Source organism: Leifsonia sp. 71-9 (assembly GCF_001898805.1).
In the GTDB taxonomy this organism is placed as follows: domain Bacteria; phylum Actinomycetota; class Actinomycetes; order Actinomycetales; family Microbacteriaceae; genus Leifsonia.
The window spans coordinates 120606-144646 of the sequence record NZ_MKVJ01000013.1; the positions used below are offsets into that span (position 1 = coordinate 120606).

General features: G+C 71.7%; 17 protein-coding genes and 1 pseudogene. 7 read left to right on the forward strand and 11 right to left on the reverse strand.

Annotated features, from left to right (window positions below; genetic code table 11):
* Positions 1-83 precede the first annotated feature (83 nt).
* Entirely contained in the window at positions 84-701 is a 618-nt protein-coding gene (locus BGO91_RS07095) for a dihydrofolate reductase family protein (RefSeq protein ID WP_290472092.1), read from the forward strand.
* A 6-nt stretch (positions 702-707) separates the two neighbouring features.
* Here the strand turns inward: BGO91_RS07095 and lepA are convergent, their stop codons facing one another.
* Entirely contained in the window at positions 708-2558 is a 1851-nt protein-coding gene (gene lepA / locus BGO91_RS07100; RefSeq protein WP_290472093.1) for a translation elongation factor 4, read from the reverse strand.
* Between the two features lie 43 nt (positions 2559-2601).
* Positions 2602-3822 carry an amidohydrolase gene (locus BGO91_RS07105; protein ID WP_290472094.1) on the reverse strand — a complete coding sequence of 407 codons (1221 nt, stop codon included), beginning with the start codon at positions 3820-3822 and terminating at the stop codon, positions 2602-2604.
* A 65-nt stretch (positions 3823-3887) separates the two neighbouring features.
* Here BGO91_RS07105 and BGO91_RS07110 point away from each other — a divergent pair, with 65 nt between their 5' ends.
* The 3 genes from BGO91_RS07110 to BGO91_RS07120 all read left to right on the forward strand — a co-directional run bounded on the left by BGO91_RS07110 (position 3888) and on the right by BGO91_RS07120 (position 7708).
* The gene (locus BGO91_RS07110) at positions 3888-4778 is read left to right on the forward strand and encodes an NAD-dependent epimerase/dehydratase family protein (protein WP_290472095.1); all 891 of its coding nucleotides are present in this window, start codon (positions 3888-3890) and stop codon (positions 4776-4778) included.
* 143 nt (positions 4779-4921) lie between these two features.
* The gene (gene rpsT / locus BGO91_RS07115) at positions 4922-5182 is read left to right on the forward strand and encodes a 30S ribosomal protein S20 (protein ID WP_290472096.1); all 261 of its coding nucleotides are present in this window, start codon (positions 4922-4924) and stop codon (positions 5180-5182) included.
* 222 nt (positions 5183-5404) lie between these two features.
* Complete coding sequence (locus BGO91_RS07120; RefSeq protein WP_290472097.1) at positions 5405-7708, forward strand: AAA family ATPase; 2304 nt, start codon at positions 5405-5407, stop codon at positions 7706-7708.
* A gap of 9 nt (positions 7709-7717) precedes the next feature.
* On the opposite strand, the gene holA is transcribed toward BGO91_RS07120, so the two are convergent.
* The 5 genes and pseudogenes from holA to BGO91_RS07145 all read right to left on the reverse strand — a co-directional run bounded on the left by holA (position 7718) and on the right by BGO91_RS07145 (position 16075).
* On the reverse strand, positions 7718-8698 hold the full coding sequence (gene holA / locus BGO91_RS07125; RefSeq protein ID WP_290472122.1) for a DNA polymerase III subunit delta: 981 nt from the start codon (positions 8696-8698) through the stop codon (positions 7718-7720).
* A gap of 332 nt (positions 8699-9030) precedes the next feature.
* Positions 9031-11157 (reverse strand): annotated as a pseudogene (locus tag BGO91_RS07130) (ComEC/Rec2 family competence protein); the annotation flags it as partial.
* Complete coding sequence (locus BGO91_RS07135; protein ID WP_290472098.1) at positions 11157-11810, reverse strand: helix-hairpin-helix domain-containing protein; 654 nt, start codon at positions 11808-11810, stop codon at positions 11157-11159. The pseudogene BGO91_RS07130 and the gene BGO91_RS07135, both read right to left, overlap by 1 nt.
* 124 nt (positions 11811-11934) lie before the next feature.
* Positions 11935-14523, reverse strand: coding sequence for a leucine--tRNA ligase (gene leuS / locus BGO91_RS07140; RefSeq protein WP_290472099.1), 2589 nt, complete (start codon positions 14521-14523; stop codon positions 11935-11937).
* Positions 14524-14686: 163 nt separating this feature from the next.
* Entirely contained in the window at positions 14687-16075 is a 1389-nt protein-coding gene (locus tag BGO91_RS07145; RefSeq protein WP_290472100.1) for an anthranilate synthase component I family protein, read from the reverse strand.
* 17 nt (positions 16076-16092) lie between these two features.
* Between BGO91_RS07145 and BGO91_RS07150 the strand changes: the two genes are divergently transcribed.
* Positions 16093-16887, forward strand: a complete 795-nt coding sequence (locus tag BGO91_RS07150) for an aminotransferase class IV (RefSeq protein WP_290472101.1) — start codon at positions 16093-16095, stop codon at positions 16885-16887.
* Here the strand turns inward: BGO91_RS07150 and cydC are convergent.
* From cydC to BGO91_RS07170, 4 genes are read right to left on the reverse strand one after another with little or no spacing between them, the layout of a single operon-like run.
* Entirely contained in the window at positions 16862-18547 is a 1686-nt protein-coding gene (gene cydC / locus BGO91_RS07155; RefSeq protein WP_290472102.1) for a thiol reductant ABC exporter subunit CydC, read from the reverse strand. The genes BGO91_RS07150 and cydC overlap by 26 nt on opposite strands.
* Complete coding sequence (gene cydD, locus BGO91_RS07160) at positions 18537-20174, reverse strand: thiol reductant ABC exporter subunit CydD (RefSeq protein ID WP_290472103.1); 1638 nt, start codon at positions 20172-20174, stop codon at positions 18537-18539. The genes cydC and cydD overlap by 11 nt, the downstream gene beginning before the upstream one ends.
* A 3-nt stretch (positions 20175-20177) precedes the next feature.
* The gene (gene cydB / locus BGO91_RS07165; protein WP_290472104.1) at positions 20178-21197 is read right to left on the reverse strand and encodes a cytochrome d ubiquinol oxidase subunit II; all 1020 of its coding nucleotides are present in this window, start codon (positions 21195-21197) and stop codon (positions 20178-20180) included.
* Between the two features lie 13 nt (positions 21198-21210).
* The gene (locus tag BGO91_RS07170; protein WP_290472105.1) at positions 21211-22623 is read right to left on the reverse strand and encodes a cytochrome ubiquinol oxidase subunit I; all 1413 of its coding nucleotides are present in this window, start codon (positions 22621-22623) and stop codon (positions 21211-21213) included.
* Between the two features lie 95 nt (positions 22624-22718).
* Here BGO91_RS07170 and BGO91_RS07175 point away from each other — a divergent pair, with 95 nt between their 5' ends.
* The gene (locus BGO91_RS07175) at positions 22719-23087 is read left to right on the forward strand and encodes a BlaI/MecI/CopY family transcriptional regulator (protein ID WP_290472106.1); all 369 of its coding nucleotides are present in this window, start codon (positions 22719-22721) and stop codon (positions 23085-23087) included.
* A 7-nt stretch (positions 23088-23094) separates the two neighbouring features.
* Positions 23095-24039, forward strand: coding sequence for a M56 family metallopeptidase (locus tag BGO91_RS07180; RefSeq protein ID WP_290472107.1), 945 nt, complete (start codon positions 23095-23097; stop codon positions 24037-24039).
* Positions 24040-24041: the final 2 nt, after the last annotated feature.

Sequence of the window (24041 nt, forward strand, 5' to 3'; positions counted from 1 at the left end):
ACCGGAGCGGATTCCCGGCCGGGTCTGGCGCTCTACCGCCGCGACGACGACACTGGGGCCGAGCACGACCGAGGAGGTTCGGCATGAGCAGCATCGTGGTGCAGGAGTTCATCACGCTCGACGGCGTCATCCAGGCGCCGGGAGGGTCGACGGAGGACGACGAGCACGGCTTCCCGTACGGCGGGTGGCAGATGGACTTCGACCGCGAACGCGGCGGCGGCGACGCGGACGACAACGTCGTCGTGGAGTGGGAGGAGCGCACCGAGGCCCTGCTGCTCGGCCGCCGCACCTACGACATCTGGTCGCAGGCCTGGGGCGTGTGGCCCGAGGACGCTCCCGGCCTGCAGGGCGCGTTCACCCGCCGCTACAACCGGGTGCCGAAGTACGTCGCCTCCCGCACGCTCACCGAGCTGGGCTGGAAGAACTCGCAGCTGCTCGGCGACGACGTGCCCGGCGCGGTCGCGGCGCTCCGGGAGCAGCCCGGCGGAGAGATCCGCGTCTGGGGCAGCGCGAACCTCATCCAGACGCTCGGCGCCCACGGCCTGGTCGACGAGTACCGGCTGATGGTCTACCCGATCGTGCTCGGGACCGGCAAGAAGCTCTTCCCCGACGGGTTCCCGCGCACGACGTTCGACGTCGCCGAGACGCGCACGCTCGCGTCCGGCGTGCAGATCAACGTGTACCGGAAGGCGAACGCGTAGCCTCCGCTACTTCGCGTCCTTCTTTTCCGTGTCGCCCGAGAGCGCGGCGATGAACGCCTCCTGGGGGACCTCGACGCGGCCGACCATCTTCATGCGCTTCTTGCCCTCCTTCTGCTTCTCGAGGAGCTTGCGCTTGCGGGTGATGTCGCCGCCGTAGCACTTGGCGAGGACGTCCTTTCGCATGGCGCGGATGTTCTCGCGCGCGATGATGCGGGCGCCGATGGCGGCCTGGATCGGCACCTCGAACTGCTGGCGCGGGATGAGCTCGCGCAGGCGGCCGGCCATCATCGTGCCGTAGGCATACGCCTTGTCCCGGTGGACGATCGCACTGAACGCGTCGACGGCCTCGCCCTGCAGCAGGATGTCGACCTTGACGAGGTCGGCCTCCTGCTCGCCCGCGGGCTCGTAGTCGAGGGACGCGTAGCCGGCGGTGCGGCTCTTCAGGTTGTCGAAGAAGTCGAAGACGATCTCGCCGAGCGGCATCGTGTAGCGGATCTCGACGCGGTCCTCGCCGAGGTACTCCATGCCGAGCAGGGTGCCGCGGCGGCTCTGGCAGAGCTCCATGATGACGCCGACGTAGTCCTTGGGGGCGAGGATGGCCGCCTTGACGATCGGCTCCTCCACCTTGTCGATCTTGCCGCCCGGGAACTCACTCGGGTTCGTGACCGTGATGGTCTTCTTGTCCTCGGTCGTGACCTCGTAGACCACGCTCGGCGCGGTGGTGATGAGGTCGAGGCCGAACTCGCGCGAGAGGCGCTCGGTGATGATCTCCAGGTGCAGGAGGCCGAGGAAGCCGCAGCGGAAGCCGAAGCCGAGCGCGACCGACGTCTCGGGCTCGTAGACGAGCGCGGCGTCGGAGAGCTTCAGCTTGTCGAGGGCTTCGCGGAGCTCGGGGTAGTCGCTGCCGTCGATCGGGTAGAGACCCGAGAAGACCATCGGCTTGGGCTCGGTGTAGCCGGGGAGGGCGACCGTCGCGGGCTTCGACGCCGTCGTGATCGTGTCGCCGACCTTGGACTGGCGCACATCCTTCACGCCGGTGATCAGGTAGCCGACCTCGCCGACGCCCAGACCCTTCGACGGGGTGGGCTCGGGCGAGGAGACGCCGATCTCGAGGATCTCGTGGGTGGCCTTGGTCGACATCATCTGCACGCGCTCGCGCGGCGACAGCTTGCCGTCCACCATGCGGACGTAGGTGACGACGCCGCGGTAGCTGTCGTAGACGGAGTCGAAGATCATGGCGCGGGCGGGAGCGTCCGCGACGCCCACGGGCGCGGGGATCTCCTGCACGACTCGGTCGAGGAGCGCATCGACGCCCATCCCGGTCTTGCCCGAGACACGCAGAACGTCCTCCGGGCGGCCGCCGATGAGGCTCGCCAGCTCGGCCGCGTACTTCTCGGGGTCGGCGGCGGGGAGGTCGATCTTGTTGAGCACCGGGATGATCGTCAGATCGTTCTCGAGCGCCAGGTAGAGGTTCGCGAGCGTCTGCGCTTCGATGCCCTGGGCGGCATCCACCAGCAGGATGGCGCCCTCGCACGCGGCGAGCGAACGGGACACCTCGTAGGTGAAGTCGACGTGGCCGGGCGTGTCGATCATGTTGAGCGCGAAGGTCGACCCGTCGTGCGCCCACGGCATGCGGACGGCCTGGCTCTTGATCGTGATGCCGCGCTCGCGCTCGATGTCCATGCGGTCCAGGTACTGGGCGCGCATGTCCCGCTCGGCGACAGCGCCGGTGATCTGCAGCATGCGGTCGGCCAGGGTCGACTTGCCGTGGTCGATGTGCGCGATGATGCAGAAGTTGCGCAGGAACGCGGGATCGGTGGCGGCGGGCTCGAGGGCCGTCAAAGCTCGTGGTGACATCGTGCCGCCATTCTCCCATGAACGGCCGAGCCCCTCCGACCCGTCAGGCGAAGCGCTCGGAGCGCTCCACGACCCGGCCGGCGCCGTCCTCCCAGCGGTAGACCTCCGTGCCCTCGATGTAGACGCGCTCGGCACGCGAGTTCACGTCGAGCGGGTCCCCCGACCACACGACCACGTCGCCGTCGCGTCCCGGGGCCAGGGCGCCGATCCGCTCGTCGAGGCCCAGGAACGCTGCCGGGTTGACGGTGAGCGCCTCGAGCGCGGTCTGGTGCGGCAGTCCGTCCTTGACGGCGAGGGCCGCCTGGTAGACGAGGAAGTTGATCGGGACGACCGGGTGGTCCGTCGTGATCGCGACGCGCACGCCCGCCGCCGCGAGGGTGGCGAGGTTGGCGATGGCGCGGTCCCGCAGCTCGACCTTGGAGCGGGAGGTGAACATCGGCCCGAAGATGACCGGGATGTCGCGCTCGGCGAGCACGTCCGCGATCTTGTGCGCCTCGGTGCCGTGGTTCACGACGAGCTTGTAGCCGAACTCGTCGGCCAGGCGCAGGGCCGTGGCGATGTCGTCGTGGCGGTGCGTGTGCTGGTCCCAGTAGAGCTCGCCGTCGAGCACCCGGACGAGGGTCTCCTTGGTGAGATCGCGGGCGAACGCCTTGCCGTCGCGCTCGGCCTCGTCGCGCTGGGCGCGGTAGTTCTGCGCCTCCACGAACGCCTGGCGGATGATCATCGCGACACCCAGACGCGTGCTCGGGGTGACGTTCTTCGCGCCGTAGACGCGCTTCGGGTTCTCGCCCAGCGCCGACTTCACGCTGACGGCCGCCTTGATGACCTGCTCGTCGATCGTCCGGCCGCCCCAGGACTTGATCGCGACGGTCTGGCCGCCGATCGGGTTGCCGGATCCGGGCTTGACGACGATGGAGGTGACGCCGCCCGAGAGTGCGTCGCGGAAGCCCTCGTCGTCGATGTTCACGGCGTCGATCGCGCGCACCGCCGCGGTGTTCGGCGTCGTCATCTCGTTGGTGTCGTCGCCCGCGGGTCCGTTGGCCTCCTCGTGGATGCCGACGTGCCCGTGCGACTCGACGAAGCCGGGCAGCACCCACTTGCCGGTCGCGTCGACCGTCGGGACGCCGTCCGGGATGTCGACCTCGCCCGCCGCGCCCACGGCCTCGATCACGCCGTCGCGGATGAGGACGGTGCCGCCCTCGATCGGCTCTCCGAGCACGGGGACGACGCGGGCGTTGACGATGGCGATGGTCGAAGCAGTCATGGGGTCGAGCCTACGCTCGCCGTCAGGCGGGGAATGCGCCGGCGCCGGCAGTGTTGGATGGGAGCATGAGCATCCTCCTGACCGGCGCGACCGGCTACATCGGCACCTCCGTCCTCCCCCGCCTCCTCGAGGAGGGGCACTCCGTGACCGCCCTCGTCCGCAACGCCGAGAAGGCGGCGATCGTGGAGGCCGCGGGCGCAACGGCGCTGATCGGCGACGCGACCGACAGCGACCTGGTCGCGGAGACGGCCCTCGCGAGCGACGGCGTCCTGCACCTCGCTTCCGGGGAGGACGTCGACCCGGTCTTCATCACCGCCGTGCTGCGGGGCCTCGAGGGCAGCGACAAGCCGTTCGTGCACACCGGCGGGATCTGGACCTACGGCTCCAACGCCGACATCACGGAGGACTCCCCCGCCGCTCCGCCCGCGCTCACCGCGTGGCGCGGAGCGAACGAGGCCCGCGTCCTCGGCGCGGAGGGCGTACGCGGGATCGTCGTCGTCCCGTCCATCGTCTACGGCCGCGGTGCCGGCCTGGCCCGCCTGATCGTCGACGCTCCGCGCGGCGAAGGCGTCGCTCCGGCGCTGCACCTGATCGGGGACGGGGCGCAGCACTGGGCGACCGTGCACGTCGACGACCTCGCCGCCCTCTACGTGCTCGCGCTCGAGCAGGGTGACGCCGGCTCCGTGTACCTCGGGGCGAGCGGCGCCAACCCGACCGTTCGCGAGCTCGGGGAGGCCGCTGCCACCGCTGCGGGAATCGCCGGCGGCGTGGTCGCCGAGACGGTCGAGGAGACCTCCGAGCGTCTCGGCGCGGGGCTCACCGAGGCGCTGCTGCTCGACCAGCAGTCGCGCGGATCCAAGGGCCGCATCGACCTCGGCTGGGAGCCCAACGGGCCGACGCTGCTCGACGAGATCACGTCCGGCTCGTACGCACCGGAGTCGGTCGACGCCCGCTGATCCCGCCGCATTTGGCGCAGAGGTTGCCCGCTGGTAAAGTTGTTTGTTGGCTTGCGTGTGGGTGTACCCGCACGAACGCCGGGAAGCGCCCTCTCTCGCTGAACGGCACATCCGATACTCACTTCGAACGAAAGTAACCATTCGTGGCAAACATCAAGTCGCAGATCAAGCGCAACCGCACCAACAAGAAGGCGCAGGAGCGCAACAAGTCCGTCAAGAGCGAGCTCAAGACGGCCATCCGCGCGACCCGTGAGGCCGTTGTCGCGGGCGACAAGGACAAGGCGACCGCGGCGCTGCGCATCGCGTCCAAGAAGATCGACAAGGCCGCCAGCAAGGGCGTCATCCACCAGAACCAGGCGGCGAACCGCAAGTCGTCCATCGCCAAGCAGGTCGCCGCTCTCTGAGCAGATGACCTCCGCGGGAGCTGATCCCGCGCAGCGAAGAGCCCCCGCTCCCGAGGACCACGGTCCGACGGCGGGGGCTTTCTGCATCTGAACGCGGGTGGAGCGACGCGTCCCGAGGTTGCACGCCTCCCGCATTTCCAGGATAACGGGACCCACCCCGCTTGCGGCAAGGCCCCCGTCATGCACCAGAATCGGTTCCTCTCCCTCCCGATTGGACGCGCATTGACCGATTCCCCACGCTCCCCGTTCGCGCTCTCCGCTCATCCCGCCAAGGCCTCACCCGCACTCATCGAGGACGATGAGCGACACTTCGCCCGCATCGAGCGCAGCCTGGCGGCGCAGCTCCACGAGCTGGAGCGCCGGCTCGACGCCGAACTCCGGGCGCCCCTCGGGAGCGGACAGGACGCCTACGAGCGCGACCTCGAGATCCGGAGGCTGAACGGCCGCATCCGTGTACTGCGCCGCTTCGGGCTCGATCTCTGCATCGGCCGGATCGTCGGGGACCACGAGACGCAGTACATCGGCCGGATCGGACTCGTCGACGGTGACGGCGAGCGGCTGCTGCTCGACTGGCGCGCGCCGGCCGCCGAGCCGTTCTTCGGGGCGACCGTGGTGGACCCGATGGGGGCGCTCAGCCGTCGGCGGTACCGGTGGACCGACGGGTGGATCACGGACTACTGGGACGAGGCGTTCGCGCCCGGCAGCGCGACCTCCGGCGTCGCGCTCGACGACCAGTCGGCGTTCATCGCCAGCCTGGGGGCCAGCCGGTCACCGCGCATGCGCGATGTGCTCGGGACGATCCAGGCCGATCAGGACGCGATCATCCGCGCCGGCGCACGCGGCGCCCTCGTGGTCGACGGCGGCCCCGGCACGGGGAAGACGGTCGTCGCTCTTCACCGGGCCGCCTACCTGCTCTACGCCGACCCGCGCCTGACGAGCGGACGGGGTGGGGTGCTCGTCGTGGGGCCGTCGCACGCGTACACCGACTTCGTGAGCGACATCCTCCCCGGGCTCGGCGAGGACGGCGTCCACACCTGCACCCTGGCGGACCTCGTCCCCGAGGGCCCGGCCGCCCGGGCAGAGCCCGATCGCCGGGTGGCGCTGCTCAAGGCCGACGGCCGTATGCCCGGCGCCGTGGAGGCCGCGATCCGGCTCTCCGAGCGGGCGCCGCAGCGCACCACCGTGATCGACACGGCGTGGGGCGAATTACGTCTCGGCCCGGCGGAGTGGGCGGAGGCGTTCGCTGCCGCCGATCCCGCCGTCTCGCACAACGAGGCGCGCGAGGTCGTCTGGGAGGCCCTGCTCGCGATCCTCGTCGACGCGGTCGCCTCGCGCTCCTCGATCCAGGGCGACCCTGCCGGTCGCTGGGACGGCGAAGGCTGGGGCGATGCGGGAGCTGAGGTCTCGAGCCCCACCGCGGACGACGACGCGGAACGGTGGGGCTTCGATGACGAGGAGGAGTTCGACGCGTACGGCCTCACGGCCCCCGATGCGGACGCGGAGACGGTCCGGCGCGTGCTCATCCGGGAGACGCCCCTGCGCGGCCTGTTCGACACGGCCTGGCCCCTGCTCGACCCGCCTGGGGTCGTGCGTCGTCTGTGGACCTCTCCTGACCTCCTGCGCCGCTGCGCGCCCTGGCTCGACGCTGCGGAGGCGGCGCTCCTGCAGCGGGCGTCCGCCGCACCGTGGAGGCTGTCGGACCTGCCGCTCCTCGACGCGGCGCACCGGCGGGCGGGCGACCCCGAGGCGGCCGAGCGGCGGCGCCGTGCGGTCGCGGAGGCGGCCGCCGACCGGGAGGTCATGGATGACGTGGTCGAGCGCCTGATCGCGACCGACGACTCCGATCTGAAGATCATGTCCATGCTGCGGGGCCAGGATCTGCGGGGCGTGCTCAACACGGTCGCCGTCCCGGAGGTGTCGGACACGGGCCGGCTCGGCGGCCCGTTCGCGCACATCGTCGTGGACGAGGCGCAGGAGCTGACCGCAGCGGAGTGGAGCATGCTGGTCGGCCGCGTCCCGTCGCGCAGCGTCACGGTCGTCGGCGACCGAGCCCAGGCGCGGCACGGTTTCGTGGAGTCCTGGGAGGAACGACTGGCCGGTGTCGGCCTGAGCGACGCGACGGTCGCGTCCCTCACGATCAACTACCGGACGCCGGCGCCGGTCATGGCGGAGGCGGCGCCGGTCATCCGCTCCGTCCTCCGGGATGCGAACGTCCCCACCTCGATCCGCGACAACGGCATCCCGGTGCGGCGCGCCGCGTTCGCCGATCGGGACCGCATCCTCGCCGACTGGCTGGCGGCGCATGACGAGGGGACGGCGTGCGTCATCGGCGACCCCGCGTTCGTGCCGCGCGGTCGCGTGCGTGCACTCACGCCCGCGGAGGCCAAGGGGCTGGAGTTCGATCTGGTGGTGCTGGTCGATGACGAGGAGCTGCCGGCGACCGATCCGTTCGAGGCCGCTGTCGACCGCTATGTCGCGATGACCCGCACGACCGGGGAGCTCGTGCTGCTGGGCCGGTCCGCGTGAGCGGACCGCTCAGCCTCGCCCTCGGCCGCTGACGATCCGGATCATCCGCTCCAGGGCGAACACCGGGTCCCGGCCGCCGCCCTTCACGTTCGCGTCGGTCTCGGCGAGCACCTCGATGCAGCGGCCGAGGCCGTCCTCCGTCCAGCCCTGCAGGTCGCGCTTGGCGCGGTCGACCTGCCACGGCGCGAGCCCGAACTGCTGGGCCAGCTGTCCTGAGCCGCCGCGCGCTCCGGAGATCTTCGCCATCGTGCGGATCTTGCTCGCGAATGCGGCCACCATCGGCACGGGGTCGGCGCCAGACGCGAGCGCGTGGCGCATGGTGATGAGCGCCTCGCCATGTCGGCCGGCGATGGCGGCGTCGGCGACCTGGAACGCGTTCGTCTCGACGCGACCGCCGTAGTACTTGTCGACCGTCGCCTCGGTGATCTGCTCCGCCGCGTCGGAGATGAGCTGCTGGCACGCGGCGGCCATCTCCGCGAGATCGTCCGAGAAGGCCGACGTGATCGCCCGAAGGGCGCCCGGGGTGACCTTGCGGCCGGCGCTGGCGAACTCGGCCTGCGTGAACTCGTACTTCTCGGCGTCCTTCTTCAGCTCGGTGCAGACCACTTCGATGCCGCCGCCCGAGCCGGACCGGATCGCGTCGAGCAGCTTCTTGCCCCGCACTCCCCCGGCGTGGCGCAGCACGACGACGGTGCCGTCGGCGGGCGCGGAGAGGTACTCGAGCATCTCGGTGAGGAACGCGTCGGTGCACTTCTCGACCGCGTCGACGCGGATGAGCCGCGGCTCCCCGAAGAGGGAGGGGCTCGCGAGCGTGATGAGCTCGCCCGGCGCGTAGTCCGCCGCGGAGACGTCACTGATCTCGAGGCTCGGGTCCTCCGCCTTGAGCGCGTCGCGCAGGTTGCGGATCGCGCGGTCGGCGAGGAATCCCTCCGTCCCGGACACCAGCACCACGGGTGCGGAGCGGATCTGGTTCCAGGCGAGCTGCGGGATCGCCGCCGCGACCGCGCGGGCCTTGCTGGCTCCGGAGCGGCTCGCGCTGCTTCGGCCGGTGTTCCTGGTCGCCACGTTCCTCCTCGTTCCCCTCCAGGATACGGGCGACCACCGGCATCGGCCGCCTCGGGCCGCTCGGTCCAGACCCGCGGCCCGTCCGCACCCGGCGAGACGAGGACGAGCCCCCGCGTGTCCGTGCGGACGGCCACCGCCCCGACGCGGTCCATCAGATCCAGTGCGCGCCGCGTCGGGTGCCCGTACCCGTTGTCCGCACCCACCGAGAGCAGACCGACCCGTGGAGCAGAGACGTCGTAGAGGCGCTCGCTCTGGTCCGCCGACCCGTGGTGCGCGACCTTCACCACGTCGACCCGTCCGAGTCCACCCGCGGCGAGCAGCTCGTCCTGCGCCCGCTCGCCCAGGTCCCCGAGGAACAGCCCGGTGAGACCGGCGCCCGACGTCCGCAGCACCACGCTCCCGTCGTTGCCCGTCGGCGCGGCTCCGGGCCCCCCACGGGGCCACAGAACGTCCCAGCGGAGCCGACCGAGCCCGCCCGTCATTCCCGCCCGCGCCTGCTCGACCGTCACCCCGTGCTCATCGAGCGATGCCATGACGCGTTCGTCGGCCTCCCGGTCCGGCCGCCCGACCAGCGCCCGCTCGACCCGATCCAGCACACCCGGGAGACCGCCGACGTGATCCGCGTCGAAGTGAGTGAGCACCAGGAGGTCGACCCGCGCCACGCCGAGGCGGTCGAGGCAGGCGACCGCCGCTTCCGGCGCTCGTCCCACGTCGATCATCCCGATCGCGTCGCCGTCGCGGAGGAGGATCGCGTCGCCCTGGCCGACATCGCAGGCCGCGATCTGCCAGTCCCCCGGCGTGGCCACCATCCGTATCACCAGGGCGCCGCCGAGCGCACCGGCGTACGCGACCACGACGCCCCCGAGGGCGAGGGCCGCGGCGACGAACACCGGCCTCGGCACACGGCCGCGCGCACTCACGACGCCGACTGCGACGAGGACACCGACGCACAGGATCACCCCGACCGCGCCCTCGGCCCACGGGAGCGCCGCCCCTGGCAGCGCCGCGGTCGTGTGCGCGATCCGGGCGATCCACGCCGACGGCAGCCAGGCGATCCGGACGAACAGCTCCCCCAGCGCCGGAGCCCACGGCAGCGTGAGGCACGCGAGGCAGCCCAGCACGGTCGCCACCGGCGCGGCCGGTTCGGCGAGCAGATTCGCCCCGACCCCGTACACGGGGATGGTGGGCGTGAGCAGCAGGAGGATGGGCTGGCACGCCAGCTGGGCCGCCGCCGGCACGGCGATCGCCAGGGCGACCCCGCGCGGCAGCCACCGCGAGAACAGGCGCGCCAGCGGCCCGGCCAGCAGGAGCAGCCCGGCGGTCGCGGCGACCGAGAGCGCGAACCCGTAGTCGCGCGCCATCCACGGATCGTGCACCAGCAGCAGGACCACGGCCAGCGCGAGCGCCGGCAGACCGTCCGCCGGCCGTCCCCGGGCGAGCGCGAGCAGCACGACGGCGGCCATCACCGCCGCGCGCAGGATGCTCGCGCCCGGCCCGACGAGCACGACGAACGCCAACAGCGCTGTGGCGGCGACGACGATCCGGGTGCGGCGACCGGCGCCGACGCGCGCCGCCACGATGAACACCAGTCCCGTGACAAGGGCGCAGTTCGCCCCCGACACGGCGGTGAGGTGGCTCAGCGAGCTCGCCTTCATCGCGGCGTCGAGCTCCTCCGAGACACCGGATTCATCGCCGATCGCGAGCCCGGGCAGGAGCGCCCCGCCGTCGCCGGGAGTCTTCCGCGCGGCCTCGGCGAACGCCGACCGGACCGGCGCGGTCCACGCCACCCACGCGGGCGGGTCGGCGACGGGAACGGCGCTCTCCGTAGCGGACAGCCGGAAGCTGGTGGACTCCCCCGGCTCGTTCGCGCGGACAGCCCCGGTCGCCTCCACCACGGCGCCGAACGGCGGCACTCCCGTGGACCCGTCGGCGGCCGCGGCCGCGAACACCGTCAGGGGGACGGCCAGCCCGCGCGCGGTGCCGCCGCCACCTGGGGCACCACCGGTCACCGCAAGCGCGGTGCCTTCCCAGCTCCAGCGCTCGGCGCCGTCGAAGCCGGAGGCCACCCGACGGCCCGGACTCTCCGCACGCACCTGCACCGTCAGCTCCCGCCGGTCCTCGACGGCCGTCTCGAACACTCCGGCCGTGCGGCTCGGCGCCCGCACAGCGGACACACCGCACCCCAACGCCACCCCCGCCGCCACGACCCCGATGAGCACCGCCAGCGCACGACGCCGAACCAGCCGGAGCGCGGCGACGACGACCACCACCGCCACGATCCCCGCGCCCACGGCGACGAGCCCGGCGCTGCCGGGCGATCCGATGGCGACGGCGCAGGCGAGCCAGACGGCTGCGGCCGGAAGGGCGAGACGCAGATCGGGCATCAGACGCTCACCCGGTCTTTGAGGCCCTCGAAGACCTTGTCCCCGATGCCCGTGACCTTCAGCAGGTCGGTCGTCGCGCTGAACCGCCCGTTCGCGGCCCGCCAGTCCAGGATGCGCTGTGCCAGCGCGGGTCCGATGCGCGGCAGCGTCTCGAGTTCGGCCTGTCCTGCCGTGTTGAGGTTCACGAGACCCGCCGTCGCACCTCCGACGCTCCCGCCGCCACCGACCACGCCGGCGGGCGGAAGCTCCCCTTCCCGGGGCACCACCAGCTGCTCGCCATCGGAGACCAGGCGCGCGAGATTCACCCCGGCAGGATCGCCGTCAGGCGTGAGCCCTCCCGCGGCAGCGATCGCGTCGACCACCCGGGCGCCCGCCGCGAGGGTGACCAGTCCAGGGCTGACCACGGCTCCTGACACGTGCACGAAGAGTTCGCCGGCCCCGTCGACCTCCTCCGCTCCCGATCCCGCTCCCGTTGCCGAGGGCGAGGCGTGCGCCGGGGGGACCTCCACCTCGCTCCCCTGCTGCGCGAACACCGACACCAGGATCGCCACCGCGAACGCACCGAGCAGCAGCACGATCGCCGCGCCCGCCCCCAGCCGCAACCGTCGGCGCGCGACCGGATCCGCGTCGGAGGCATCGGCTCGGTGTCGCATGGCTCCACGCTACGAAGCGCGAACGGCGACCCGTCGCCCGGTCCCGAACCGGTCAGAAACGCGGATCGGCGGCCCTCCTGTGGAGGGCCGCCGACCCGTTCAGCTCAGAGCAGGGCAGCTCAGCTCAGCCTTTCGGCCGCGTGGCGATGTTCACCAGCCGCGGCGCACGCACGATCACGTTGACGATCTCCCGGCCACCGACCGAACGCACCACGGCCTCCGACGCCCGCGCGAGAGCCTCCAGCTCGTCACCCGAGATCTTCGGCGAGACCTCGACGCGGTCGCGGACCTTGCCGTCCACCTGCACGACGGCCGTGACCGACTCCTCGATCAGGAGGGTCGGGTCGGCTTTGCGCCACTGGGCCAGCGCCACGGAGGCCTCGTAGCCGAGGATCTCCCACATGTCCTCCGCGGTGTACGGCGCGAAGAGGTTGAGGGCCATCGCCGTGACCTCCGCCGCCTCGCGCACGGCCGCGTCGGCCGGGCCGACGCCGGTGTCGATCGCCTTGCGGGTGGCGTTCACCAGCTCCATCAGGCGGGCGACGACGACGTTGAACTTGAACGCCTCGATCAGTCCGGGGGCGTCGGCGAGGAAGCGGTGCGTCACGCGGCGCAGCGCCGGGTCGCCGTTCTTCCAGACGACGTCGGGCGCGCTCGTGACGTCGTGCGCCACGCGCCAGGCACGCGCGAGGAACTTGGCGCTGCCCGACGGCGACACGTCCGCCCAGTCGATGTCGTCCTCCGGCGGGCCGGCGAACGCCATGGTCAGTCGCACCGCGTCGACACCGTGCTCGTCGAGCTGCTCGGACAGCTTCACGATGTTGCCGCGCGACTTCGACATCGCGGAGCCCTCCATCAGCACCATGCCCTGGTTCAGCAGTGCCGTGAACGGCTCCGTGAAGCTGATCGAGCCCATGTCGAACAGCACCTTGGTGATGAACCGCGAGTACAGCAGGTGCAGAATGGCGTGCGTCACGCCGCCGACGTACTGGTCGACGGGCGCCCACTTCTCGGCCTCGCGCGGGTCGAACGCCTGGGTGTCGTCCTTCGGGGACAGGAAGCGCAGGAAGTACCAGGAGCTGTCGACGAAGGTGTCCATCGTGTCGGCGTCGCGCTTGGCGGGGCCGCCGCACGTCGGGCACGACACGTTGACCCAGTCCTCGGCCGCACCCAGCGGGCTGGTGCCCTTGGGCTTCAGGTCGAGACCCTCCGCCGGCGGCAGGAGCACGGGCAGCTCCGACTCCGGGACGGGCACCTCGCCGCACTTCTCGCAGTGGATGATCGGGATGGGGGTGCCCCAGTAGCGCTGACGCGAGATCAGCCAGTCGCGCAGGCGGAAATTCTTGGCCGTCTCGCCCAGGCCGGAGCCCTGCAGCGCCTCCGTCACGCGACGGATCGCGTTCGACTTGCTCAGCCCGTCGAACGGACCGGAGTTGATCAGGCGTCCTTCACCGGTCAGCGCCACGCCGGTCTCCGACGGGTTCTCCAGCGGGGCGTCCTCCGGCATCGTCGGCTCGCCCGTCTCCGGGTCGACCGGGATGACGGGGATGACGCCGGTGACGGGCTGGTTGGTGTCGACCACCACGCGCACGGGGAGGTCGAAGGCGCGGGCGAAGTCCAGGTCGCGCTGGTCGTGCGCGGGCACGGCCATGATCGCGCCGTGACCGTAGTCGCTCAGCACGTAGTCGGCCGCCCAGATCGGGATGCGCTCGCCGGTCAGCGGGTTGATCGCGTGCCGCTCCAGGAAGACGCCGGTCTTCTCGCGCTCGGTGCTCAGGCGGTCCATCTCGGTGGTGCCGCGCACCGCCGCCAGGTACTCGTCGAACCGCTCACGGACCTCCGGGCGCGCACCCTCCACCAGCTCGGCGGCCAGGTCGGAGTCCGGTGCGACGACCATGAAGGTCACGCCGTAGAGGGTGTCCGGCCGGGTGGTGTACACCGTCACGGCCTCGTCGCGGCCCTCGATCGCGAACTGCACGTCGGCACCGGTGGAGCGGCCGATCCAGTTGCGCTGCATGCTGAGGACCTTGGACGGCCAGGCGCCCTCCAGCTGCTTCAGGTCGTCCAGCAGGCGGTCCGCGTAGTCGGTGATGCGGAAGTACCACTGGGTCAGCTTCTTCTTGGTGACCAGGTTGTCGCAGCGCTCGCAGCGGCCGTTGACGACCTGCTCGTTCGCCAGCACCGTCTGGTCGAAGGGGCACCAGTTGACCTGGCTGGCCTTGCGGTAGGCCAGGCCCTTCTCGTACAGCTTCAGGAACAGCCACTGGTTCCAGCGGTAGTAGTCCGGGTCGCAGGTCTGGATGACGCGGTCCCAGTCGAAGCTGGGCGCGTAGCGGCGCATGCTGGCCTTCTGCTGCGCGATGTTGTCGTAGGTCCAGTCGCGCGGGTCGAGGTTGCGCTTGATGGCGGCGCCCTCTGCGGGCAGGCCGAAGGCGTCCCAGCCGATCGGGTGCAGCACGTTGAAGCCCTGCTGACGCCAGTAGCGGGCGATCACGTCACCCAGCGCGTACGCCTCGGCGTGGCCCATGTGGAGGTCTCCGGAGGGGTACGGGAACATGTCGAGCACGTACTTGCGCGGACGCTTGTCGTCCGGGTCGGCCGTGGCGAACGGCTTGAGCTCGTCCCAGATCGGGAGCCACTTGCTCTGGATCGCGGCGAAGTCGTACTGCGCGCCCTCGACGGGCGTGCTCCCTGAATCGTGCTCGTGTGCCACGGGACTCCTGTTTTTCTCGCTAGCGCTGTGTCGATACCGCCGGCTCGACCGCACCGCGACGGCGGACCGTCGGGCGGGGTGGCTGGCGAAGCAGACTCCGGGCACAAGCCCGGGACTCCAGACTACTAAACGTCGGAGGCGTCCAGTCCGTTCCCAGCCGACGTCAAGCGCCGGGGACGCGCAGTCCGGCGGAGCGGAGCAGCGGAGCCGCCTTGACCCGCACCTCCTCCAACTCCTCGAGCGGGACCGAGAGCGCGGTGATCCCGCCGCCCGCGCCGATCTGCACCCCGCCGTCGCGGAAGCGGAGGCTCCGGATGACCATGGCGAGATCGGCGGACCCGTCCAGCCCGATGAACCCGAAGCAGCCCGCGTACACACCGCGTGGGCCGTCCTCCAGCCGGGACAGGATGCGCATGGCGCTGAGCTTCGGAGCGCCCGTCATCGAGCCGGCCGGGAAGCACGCCGCGATCGCGTCCACCGCGCCGAGCCCGTCGCGCAGCCGCCCCTCCACCGTGCTCACCAGCTGATGCACCTGCGCGTAGCTCTCGACCGCGAGCAGGTGCCGGACCTCCACCGAGCCGACCGCGCAGACGCGCGCGAGGTCGTTGCGCATCAGGTCGACGATCATGACGTTCTCGGCCCGCTCCTTGTCGCTCGCCTCCAGCTCGGCGCGGAGCGCGAGGTCGGCGGAGACGGTGGCGCCGCGCGGCCGGGTCCCCTTGATCGGCTTCGTGCGCACGCGCCCCGCGGCCGAGACGTGCAGGAACTGCTCGGGCGACGAGCTGACGAGCGCCTCCCCCGCGATCCGGAGGAATCCCCCGTGGTGCGCCGGGCTCGTCGCGCGCAGCCGGAGCTGCACCGCGAGCGGGTCCGCGTCGGTGCGCGCCGTCGCGAGGTTCGTGAGGCACAGCTGATAGGCGTCGCCGTCCCGGATGGCGTCGAGGCAGTCGCGGATCAGGCCGAGGTACGCGTCGTCGCCGTGACGCCAGACGGCTGCCGCCTCGGGCACGGGATGGGCGCGATCGTACGCCGCCGCTGCGCCCGCGCAGTCCGCGAGGGCCGCGCGCGCCTCCTCCGCCCACTCGCGGTCGTCACCTTCCGGCGCAGTGATGATCTCCACCCGGCGGGAGGCGTGATCGAAGACGACGGCGCGGTCGACGAGCAGCAGCGCGGAATCGGCCCCGTCGCCCGCGCGGTACGGGACCCCCAGCGGGCGCGCGCCGGTCTCGTAGCCGAGCCAGCCGACCCAGCCGAACGGCGCGTCCGGGATGCTCGGCGCCTCCCAGCCGGAGAGCTCGGCGCGGAGGGCGTCGAGGGCCTCTCCCGCGCGTTCGACGCCGTCGACCGTGACCGTGCCGCGGGACGCCGACGCGGTGAGCACCCGCCGGCCGGTGGCGATGACGCTCCGCCCGTCGACGGCATCGGGGCCGCTGTCGAGCCACACCGCGTCGGCCGCGCGCGACGTCGCCGACGGGTCGCCGAAGAGCGCGACGAAGGCATCCGCCGGATCGACCCAGTCGTCGAGCGGCAGCGCGCGGAGCGGGAGAACCACTGGGCTAGCCTAGGCGAATGGACGCGAGCAGCACCCTCTTCGACTGGGCGGGCGGCGAGCTCGTCGCCCGCGACTCCTGCGAGGTGGCCGAGACCGAGCTCCTCGTCGCGGACTCCTTCCTCGTCACCGACGGGACCGCGCTCGCGCTCGCGCTGCACTCCGCGCGGTTCCAGGAGTCGGCGCGGCTGCAGGGGCATCCCGACCGCTCCGAGATCCAGGCGTTCTGGGAGGCCGGGGTCGCCGCGCTGCCCCGTGAGGGCGCGTGGTTCCCGCGGTTCGAGCTCGTGCGCACCCGCGACGCCCTGCGTCTGCGGTTCCGGCTGCGGACCGCCCCGCCGCTCGGCGAATCCCTCGTCGTGGCGACCGCCGCCTCCGACCCGCGCACCGCTCCCGACCTCAAGGGGCCGGACATCGACCGGCTCTCGGTCCTGCGCCAACGCGCGCAGAGCCGTGGTGCGCAGGAGGCCGTCATCCTCGACGAGGGTTACGTGTCCGATGGTTCGACGACGGCGCTCCTCTGGTGGCGCGGCGACACTCTGTTCGCGCCTCCGCTCTCCCTCGCCCGGGTCGACAGCGTCGCCGCCCGGACCGTCCGCGGGATCGCGGCGGCCCTCCGGGTTCCGGTGGACGAGGAGGAGGTGCGGCCGGCGCAGCTCGACGGTGCGACGCTGTGGGCGGTGAACGCGCTGCACGGCATCCGCCCGGTGACGGCGTGGGTGGACGGCCCCGCGCTCGCGCAGGATCCGGCCCGCACCGACGCGTGGCGCTCCCGCTTCGCCGCGCTGGCTAGGCCGCTGCCGCCGCGTCCGTGATCCGGCCGTCCTCCAGGGCGATGCTCCGGGTGATGAGCTCGCGCGGGACGTCGGTGTGCGAGATGAGCAGCACCGTGCGCCCGTCCTCCTCCGCGGTGCGGAGGATGTCGCGCACCACCCGGTCGGCGGCCGTCACGTCGACGTTCGCCGTGGGCTCGTCGACGACGAGCACGGGGAAGTCGGCCAGCAGGGCGCGCGCCAGCGCGATCCGCTGCGCCTGACCGCCCGACACCAGGGCTCCGTGCTCGCCCACGCTCGTCGCGAGGCCGTCGCGCTCGCGCGCCCAGTCCGCCAGGCCGACGCGCTCCAGCACCGCCAGCAGCTCCTCGTCCGTGGCGGTCTCGTGCGCGAACAGCAGGTTCTGCCGCAGGTCGGCGTCGAAGAGGTAGGGCTGCTGCTCGCACAGCCCGACCACCCGGCGCACATCGTCCTGTCGCGCGTCCCGCGTCTCGACACCGCCGACGGAGTAGCTGCCGTCGTGCTCCAGGAAGCGCACCAGCACATGGGCCAGCGCCGTCTTGCCCGCCCCGGTCGGGCCGGTCAGCAGCACCCGCTCCCCCGGCAGGAGTTCGAGATCGATGTCGTGCAGCACCGGACGGTCGACGCCCGGCCAGTGCGCGGACACGCGGGCCAGCCGGAGCACCGGCACGCCGTCGACTGCGAGCGGCTCGGCGCCCTCGGCATCGACGGGGATGCCACCCGGCACGGAGGCGGGCGCGGCCTCGGCGATGCGACGGGCGCTCGCCTGCACCTGCCGCCATGCGCCCAGCGCGAGCGGAACCATGCCGAAGACCTCGAACACCGCGAGCGGGAGCAGCGCGACGACCGCGAGGACGGGACCGTCGATCCGTCCGGCCCCGAGCGCCGGGATGCCGGACACGAGGCCGAGGACGGTCGCGCCGCCCGCGAGCAGCGAGACAGCACCGGCGGTGAGGCCGAGACCGGCCGCGCGGGCGCGGACCGCGCCGGTCAGGCGGTCGCTCGCCGCGGACACCCGCGCCTGCGCGGCGGGAAGCGCCCCGTAGGCGGTGAGCACGTCGACGTTACGGACCAGGTCGAGGATCGCGTCGGAGAGCTCGGCGCGGAGCGGTGCGATCCGGCGCTCGGCGGCTCCCGCGGCCCACGAGTTGACGAACGATCCGGCGACGACGGCCAGGACGAGCATCGCCAGGAGGGCGACCCCCGCCTCGGGGAGGAGCAGGACGGCGACGACCACGCTCGCCAGCGCGATCAGCCCGGAGGTCACCAGCGGCTGGACCACTCGCAGCGAGTAGTTCTGCAGCTCGTCGACGTCGTCGGCGATCCGCGAGAGCAGGTCGCCGCCGCGCGCGCCGCGCAGGCCGTCCGGTGCGAGGGGCACGAGGCGCGCGAAGAGCGAGGAGCGGATGGCCGGCAGCTGCCGGAACGCCGCGTCGTGGCCGGCCAGGCGCTCCAGGTAGCGGAAGAAGGCGCGGCCGAGGGCGAACGCACGCACGCCGACCACGGCCATCGACAGGAACAGGACGGGCGGCTGCTCGGCGGCATAGGTGATCAGCCAGGCGCTGACGCCGAGCAGCGCCACGGCGCAGGCGGCACTCAGCGCGCCCAGGGCCACCGCGGCCCACAGCCGGCGGGCCGGCGGGAGGGAGAGCCGCAGGATACGGCGGACGTCAGCGGACACGATCGGCCGCCTCCACTTCGAAGATCACGTCGGCCGCGGCGACCACGGCCTCCCGGTGGCTGACGACGAGCACGGCCGACCCGGCGTCCGCGATCCGCCGGAGGCTGGCCATCAGCGCGGACTCGGTCGCGGCGTCGAGCGCCGAGGTGGGCTCGTCGAGGATCAGGACGGGGCAGTCGCGGGTGCGCAGCCGGTACAGGGCGCGGGCGACGGCGACGCGCTGCGCCTGACCGCCGGACAGTCCGGCTCCCCCGGCATCGACGCTCGCGTCGGGGTCGAGCTCGCCGGCGGCCGCGTCGTGCAGGGCGTCGAGCACGGCGGTGCGCTCGGGATGCGGGTCGCCGAGCGCGACGTTCGAGGCGATCGTGCCGGCGATCAGCCCGGGCCGCTGTCCGGCCCACGCGATCGCGGATCGCCGCCCCTCGGCGTCGCTCCGGCGTCCCGCGACGATCGTGCCCTCCGCGTCCGCGAAGCCGAGGGCCGCAGAGACGAGGCTCGACTTTCCGGCGCCGCTCGGAGCGCTCAGTGCGGCCAGCCTCCCCGGGGCGACGACGGCGGTGAAGGGACCGACCACGGGCTGCCCGTCGTAGCGCACGACGACCCCCGCGAAGGCGAGCCCCGGCTCGGCGGGTGCCCCTCCCTCCGCCGGGGCCGGAGCGGTCGCGTCGGCGTTCTCCGCCGCCTCGATCACCGCGAACGCGTTCTCGGCGGCCTCGACGCCCTCGGCCGCGGCGTGATAGCTCGCGCCCACGTTGCGGAGAGGGAGAAAGGCCTCCGGTGCGAGCAGCAGCACGAACAGCCCGACCGACAGCTCCATGTCGCCCGCGACGAGTCGCAGGCCGATGGTCACCGCGACGAGCGCGACCGACAGGCTGGCCGCCAGCTCGAGCACGAAACCGGAGAGGAACGACATCCGGAGCACCTTCATGGTGTGCACCCGGTAGTCCTCGCTCACCGAGCGGATCCGCCCCTCCTGGCGGTGCTGCCGCCCGAAGAGCTTCAGCGTGGAGAGCCCGCCGACCACGTCGAGGAAGCCGCGGGACAGCGTCGAGAGCGCGGTCCACTGCCGCTTCTGCGCCGCCTGGGTCGCCCAGCCGACGAGCACCATGAAGAGCGGGATGAGCGGCAGGGTCAGCAGGATGATGATCCCGCTCGTGAGGTCCTGCCAGCCGATCACCAGCACCAGGATCGGCGTGGCCACGGCCGTCATGATCAGCTGCGGCAGGTACTTGCCGAAGTACCCGTCGAGCGCCTCCATCCCGCGGCCGGCGACGAGTGTCACGTCGGCCGAGTTGCGCGAGGCCGTCCACCCGGGGCCGAGCGTCGCGACAGCGGACATGAGCCGTTCCCGCAACTGCCCGATCACCCGTGCGCCGCCGCGCGCGGCGACCGCGTCGACGAGCCAGAGCACGACGCCCCGCCCGATGACCACCAACACGAGCGCGGCGATCAGGCCGCTGAGGGCCGTGAGATCCTCACCCGCGATCGCGCGCACGATCAGCTGCGTCACGAGCCAGGCGAACGCCAGGCCGGCGGCGGTCTGCACGATGGCGAGCAGACCGCCGGCGGCGAGGGTCCCCCGGGACGCGGAGGCGTACCTCAGGAGGCGGGGATCGAAAGGCTTCACCGGTCAGGCGTTCACGGGTTCGGGGGCCTCGTCCGGGATGCTGGCCCGGGTGACCCGCTTGCGGAAGACCCAGTACGTGAAGCCCTGGTAGAGCAGGATCAGCGGCAGGAAGATCGCCGCCACCCAGGTCATCACGGTGAGGGTCGCGGTGGTGCTCGACGCGTTCGCGATCGTGAGGCTGTTCTCCGGGTTCGGCGACGACGGCATCACGTTCGGGAAGAGCGCGGCGAAGAGCGAGACCACGGCGAAGGCGATCGTCGCCGCCATGAGCGCGAACGACCAGCCCTCGGCACCGCGCAGGTTGGCGACCCACGAGGCGATCAGGGCGACGGCGGCCAGCGCGGCCAGGATCAGGAACACGACCGAGAAGTGCGCGATGCCGGTCCAGAGCAGGAACGCCGCCGCGACGACGACGGTCACCGCGCCCGACTTCACGGCCAGCGAGCGCGCCCGCTCCCGGATGGCGCCGTCGGTCTTCAGCGAGATGAACACGACCCCGTGCGTGAAGAACAGCAGGAGCGTCGTCAGTCCGCCCAGCAGGCCGTAGGCGTTCAGGAGGTCGAACAGCGTGCCCGTGTAGTTGTAGCCCGAGTCGAGCGCCACGCCCTGCACGATGTTCGCGAAGGCGCAGCCCCAGAGGAACGCGGGAACGGCGGAGCCGAACACGATCATGCCGTCGAACCACTTCTTCCACCGCGTGCTGTCGCGCTGGTGCCGGTACTCGAACGAGACCCCGCGCAGGATGAGCGCGATCAGGATGAGCAGCAGCGCCAGGTAGAACCCGCTGAACAGCGTGGCGTACCACTCGGGGAAGGCCGCGAACAGCGCGGCGCCGCCCACGATGACCCAGGTCTCGTTGAGGTCCCAGACCGGGCCGATGGTGTTGATCATGACGCGGCGGTCCACGTCGTCCTTGCCGAGGAAGGGCAGCGCCATCCCGACGCCGAAGTCGAACCCGTCGAGGACGAAGTAGCCGACGAAGAAGAAGGCGACGATGCCGAACCAGAGAACTGCGAGATCCATTTTCCGTCTCCTCCTAGTAGACCGTCGCGACCGGGACGTGCTTGCCCTCTTCGTCGAGATGCTCCTCGACCGGGGCCGGACCCTTCTGGGCCGCACGTTTGATCAGCTTGAACTCGACGACCGCCAGTGCGCCGTAGACGAGGGTGAAGGCGATGATCGAGATCAGCACCTCGAGGCCGGTGGTGTTGGGCGAGACGCCGTCCGCCGTCTTCATCAGGCTGAAGACGATCCACGGCTGCCGGCCCATCTCGGTGAAGATCCAGCCGACGATCATCGCGGCGAGCGAGAGCGGCATCGCCCAGATGGCGAGCTTCCACTGCCACTGGCGCTTCGGCATGCGGCCCTTGCGGGTCAGCCAGAGGCCGACGACGGCGACGAGCACGTGGAGCATGCCGAGGCCGATCATCCAGCGGAACGCCCAGTAGGTGACCCAGATCGTCGGGGTGTAGTCGCCCGGTCCGTACAGCTGCACGTACTGGGCCTGGAGGTCGTTGATGCCCTCGACCGTCCCGTTCAGCGTGTGCGTCGAGAGGAACGACAGCAGATACGGCACGCGGATGGAGAACAGCTCGTGCACGCCGTCTGGTGTGCCCAGCGTGAAGATCGAGAACGAGGCGTCGGCTCCCGTCGACGTCTTGTACAACGCCTCCGCGGCCGCCATCTTCATCGGCTGCGTCTCCACCATCGCGAGGCCGAGCTGGTCTCCGCTCAGCACCGTGCCGATGCCGGCGACCACCATCATCCAGAGGCTGAACTTCAGCGCGGGGCGCATGGTCTCGAGGTGCTGGTTGCGCGAGAGGTGCCAGGCCGCGACCGTGATCATCAGCCCCGCCGACACCATGAACGCGCCGAAGATCGTGTGCGGGAACGCCGCGAGCGCCACCTTGTTGGTGAGCACCGCCCAGATGTCGGTGAGCTCGGCCCGGCCGCGCTCCGGGTTGAGCGTGTAGCCGACCGGGTTCTGCATGAAGGCGTTGGCCGCGATGATGAAGTACGCCGAGAGGATGCTGCCGGCCGCCGTCAACCAGATGGTCGCCAGGTGCAGACCCCTGGGCAGCTTGTCCCAGCCGAAGATCCAGAGGCCGATGAAGGTGGCCTCCAGGAAGAACGCGAGCAGGCCCTCCAGCGCGAGCGGAGCGCCGAAGATGTCGCCGACGAAGCGCGAGTAGTCCGACCAGTTCATGCCGAACTGGAACTCCTGCACGATGCCCGTCACGACACCCATGGCGAAGTTGATCAGGAAGATCTTGCCGAAGAAGTGGGTGAGCTGCAGGTAGTGGACCTTGCCCGTGCGGTACCAGCAGGTCTGGAAGATCGCGACCACGGTGACGACGCCGATCGTCAGGGGCACGAACAGGAAATGGTAGATCGTTGTGAGCCCGAACTGCCACCGCGACAGCAGCAGCGGGTCCAAGAGATCGTGCACGGCGTCTCACCCTTCGATCGGTCTTCTACACGGTGTAGAAGTGCGTCTTCTACAGAGTGTAGAACATTCTCAGCATCTTCGCGTACGCTGTATCCGTGGCGAATCTCGGAGAACTGGAGCGGGCTGTCATGGACGCCCTGTGGGCGGGCGACGCCCCGATCACTGCCAACGAGTTACGCGACAAGCTATCGGCCACCCGTGGGGAGGGCAAGACTCCCGCGCTCACGACGGTGCTCACCGTGCTCTCCCGCCTCGAGCAGAAGGGCATGGTCGACCGCGAGCGCGACGTCCGCCCGCACGTCTACTTCGCGGCCCTCAGCAAGGCCGGTCACGTCGCCGATCTGATGCGCGAGGTGCTGGAGTCGTCCTCCGACCGCACCGAGGCGCTCGCCTACTTCGTGGGAACCGTCGACGAGTCGGAGGCGCAGGTGCTGCGCCGCCTGCTCGACGCGCGCACCTCCTAGTCCGACCGTGCTCCCCGTCAACGAGACGGCCATCATCCTCGGGCTGCTGGCGATCGCCCTGGCCTGGCCCGTGCCGCTGCTCCTCGCGCGGGCGACCTGGCCGACGGCCGCTCCCGTCCTCGCCGTCGCGCTGTGGCAGTCGATCGCGCTCGCGGGTGGCATCTCGATGATCGGCTCCCTGCTGCTCGCCGGCCTGCAGCCGTTCGGCGACGACCTGTGGAGCCGGATCGCGGGAGCGGCGGGCACCCTCTTCACGGGCCCGCTCCCCTCCGGCGTCAGCCTGCTCAACGCGTTCCTGCTGAGTGCGGCGGTCCTGCTCACGGCGCACCTCGTACTGAACCTCGCGCTGACGTCGGTGCGCAGCCGCCGCCAGCGCCACCAGCACATGGAGCTGCTGCGCCTCCTCAGCTCGCCCCTCCCGGACGTGCCCAGCACACGGGTGATCGACCATCCCGCACCCGCGGCGTACTGCCTCCCCGGAGCCCGCAGCGTGACGGTGCTCTCCGAGGGGATGATCGCGTTGCTCAGCCCCGAGGAGCTGGACGCGGTGATCGCGCACGAGCGCACGCACCTGCGCCAGAAGCACCACCTCCTGTTGGACGCGTTCCGGTCGTGGAAGCGCGCCCTCCCCTGGTTCCCCATCGCCACCCGCGCCCAGGACGCCGTCGCGCTGCTGCTCGAGATGCTCGCCGACGACACCGCACGGCGGTCGTCGGGCGACCCCGTGCTCGCCGGAGCGATCCGCATCGTCGACGAGACGGGCACGGCGGGCTCCGCGCTCGGCGCCCCGAAGGACCGCCGCACGCCCGAGCAGCGGCGCGACGCCCTCCTCGCCCGGGAGGCGCGGCTCACCGCCGGCCGCCGCACGGTGGGCCCGGCGCTCCGCCTCACCATCGCCGTCGTGACCGTCCTCCTCGTCGTCGTGCCGCCGGTGCTGGTGCTCACCAGCTGAGC

Bases quoted from the DNA above. Each gene is read 5' to 3' on its own strand.
- lepA (WP_290472093.1), bottom strand. From the start codon at position 2,558: ATGTCACCACGAGCTTTGACGGCCCTCGAGCCCGCCGCCACCGATCCC.
- BGO91_RS07135 (WP_290472098.1), bottom strand. From the start codon at position 11,810: ATGCGACACCGAGCCGATGCCTCCGACGCGGATCCGGTCGCGCGCCGA.
- cydB (WP_290472104.1), bottom strand. From the start codon at position 21,197: ATGGATCTCGCAGTTCTCTGGTTCGGCATCGTCGCCTTCTTCTTCGTC.
- BGO91_RS07150 (WP_290472101.1), top strand. From the start codon at position 16,093: ATGGACGCGAGCAGCACCCTCTTCGACTGGGCGGGCGGCGAGCTCGTC.
- BGO91_RS07095 (WP_290472092.1), top strand. From the start codon at position 84: ATGAGCAGCATCGTGGTGCAGGAGTTCATCACGCTCGACGGCGTCATC.
- BGO91_RS07105 (WP_290472094.1), bottom strand. From the start codon at position 3,822: ATGACTGCTTCGACCATCGCCATCGTCAACGCCCGCGTCGTCCCCGTG.
- BGO91_RS07110 (WP_290472095.1), top strand. From the start codon at position 3,888: ATGAGCATCCTCCTGACCGGCGCGACCGGCTACATCGGCACCTCCGTC.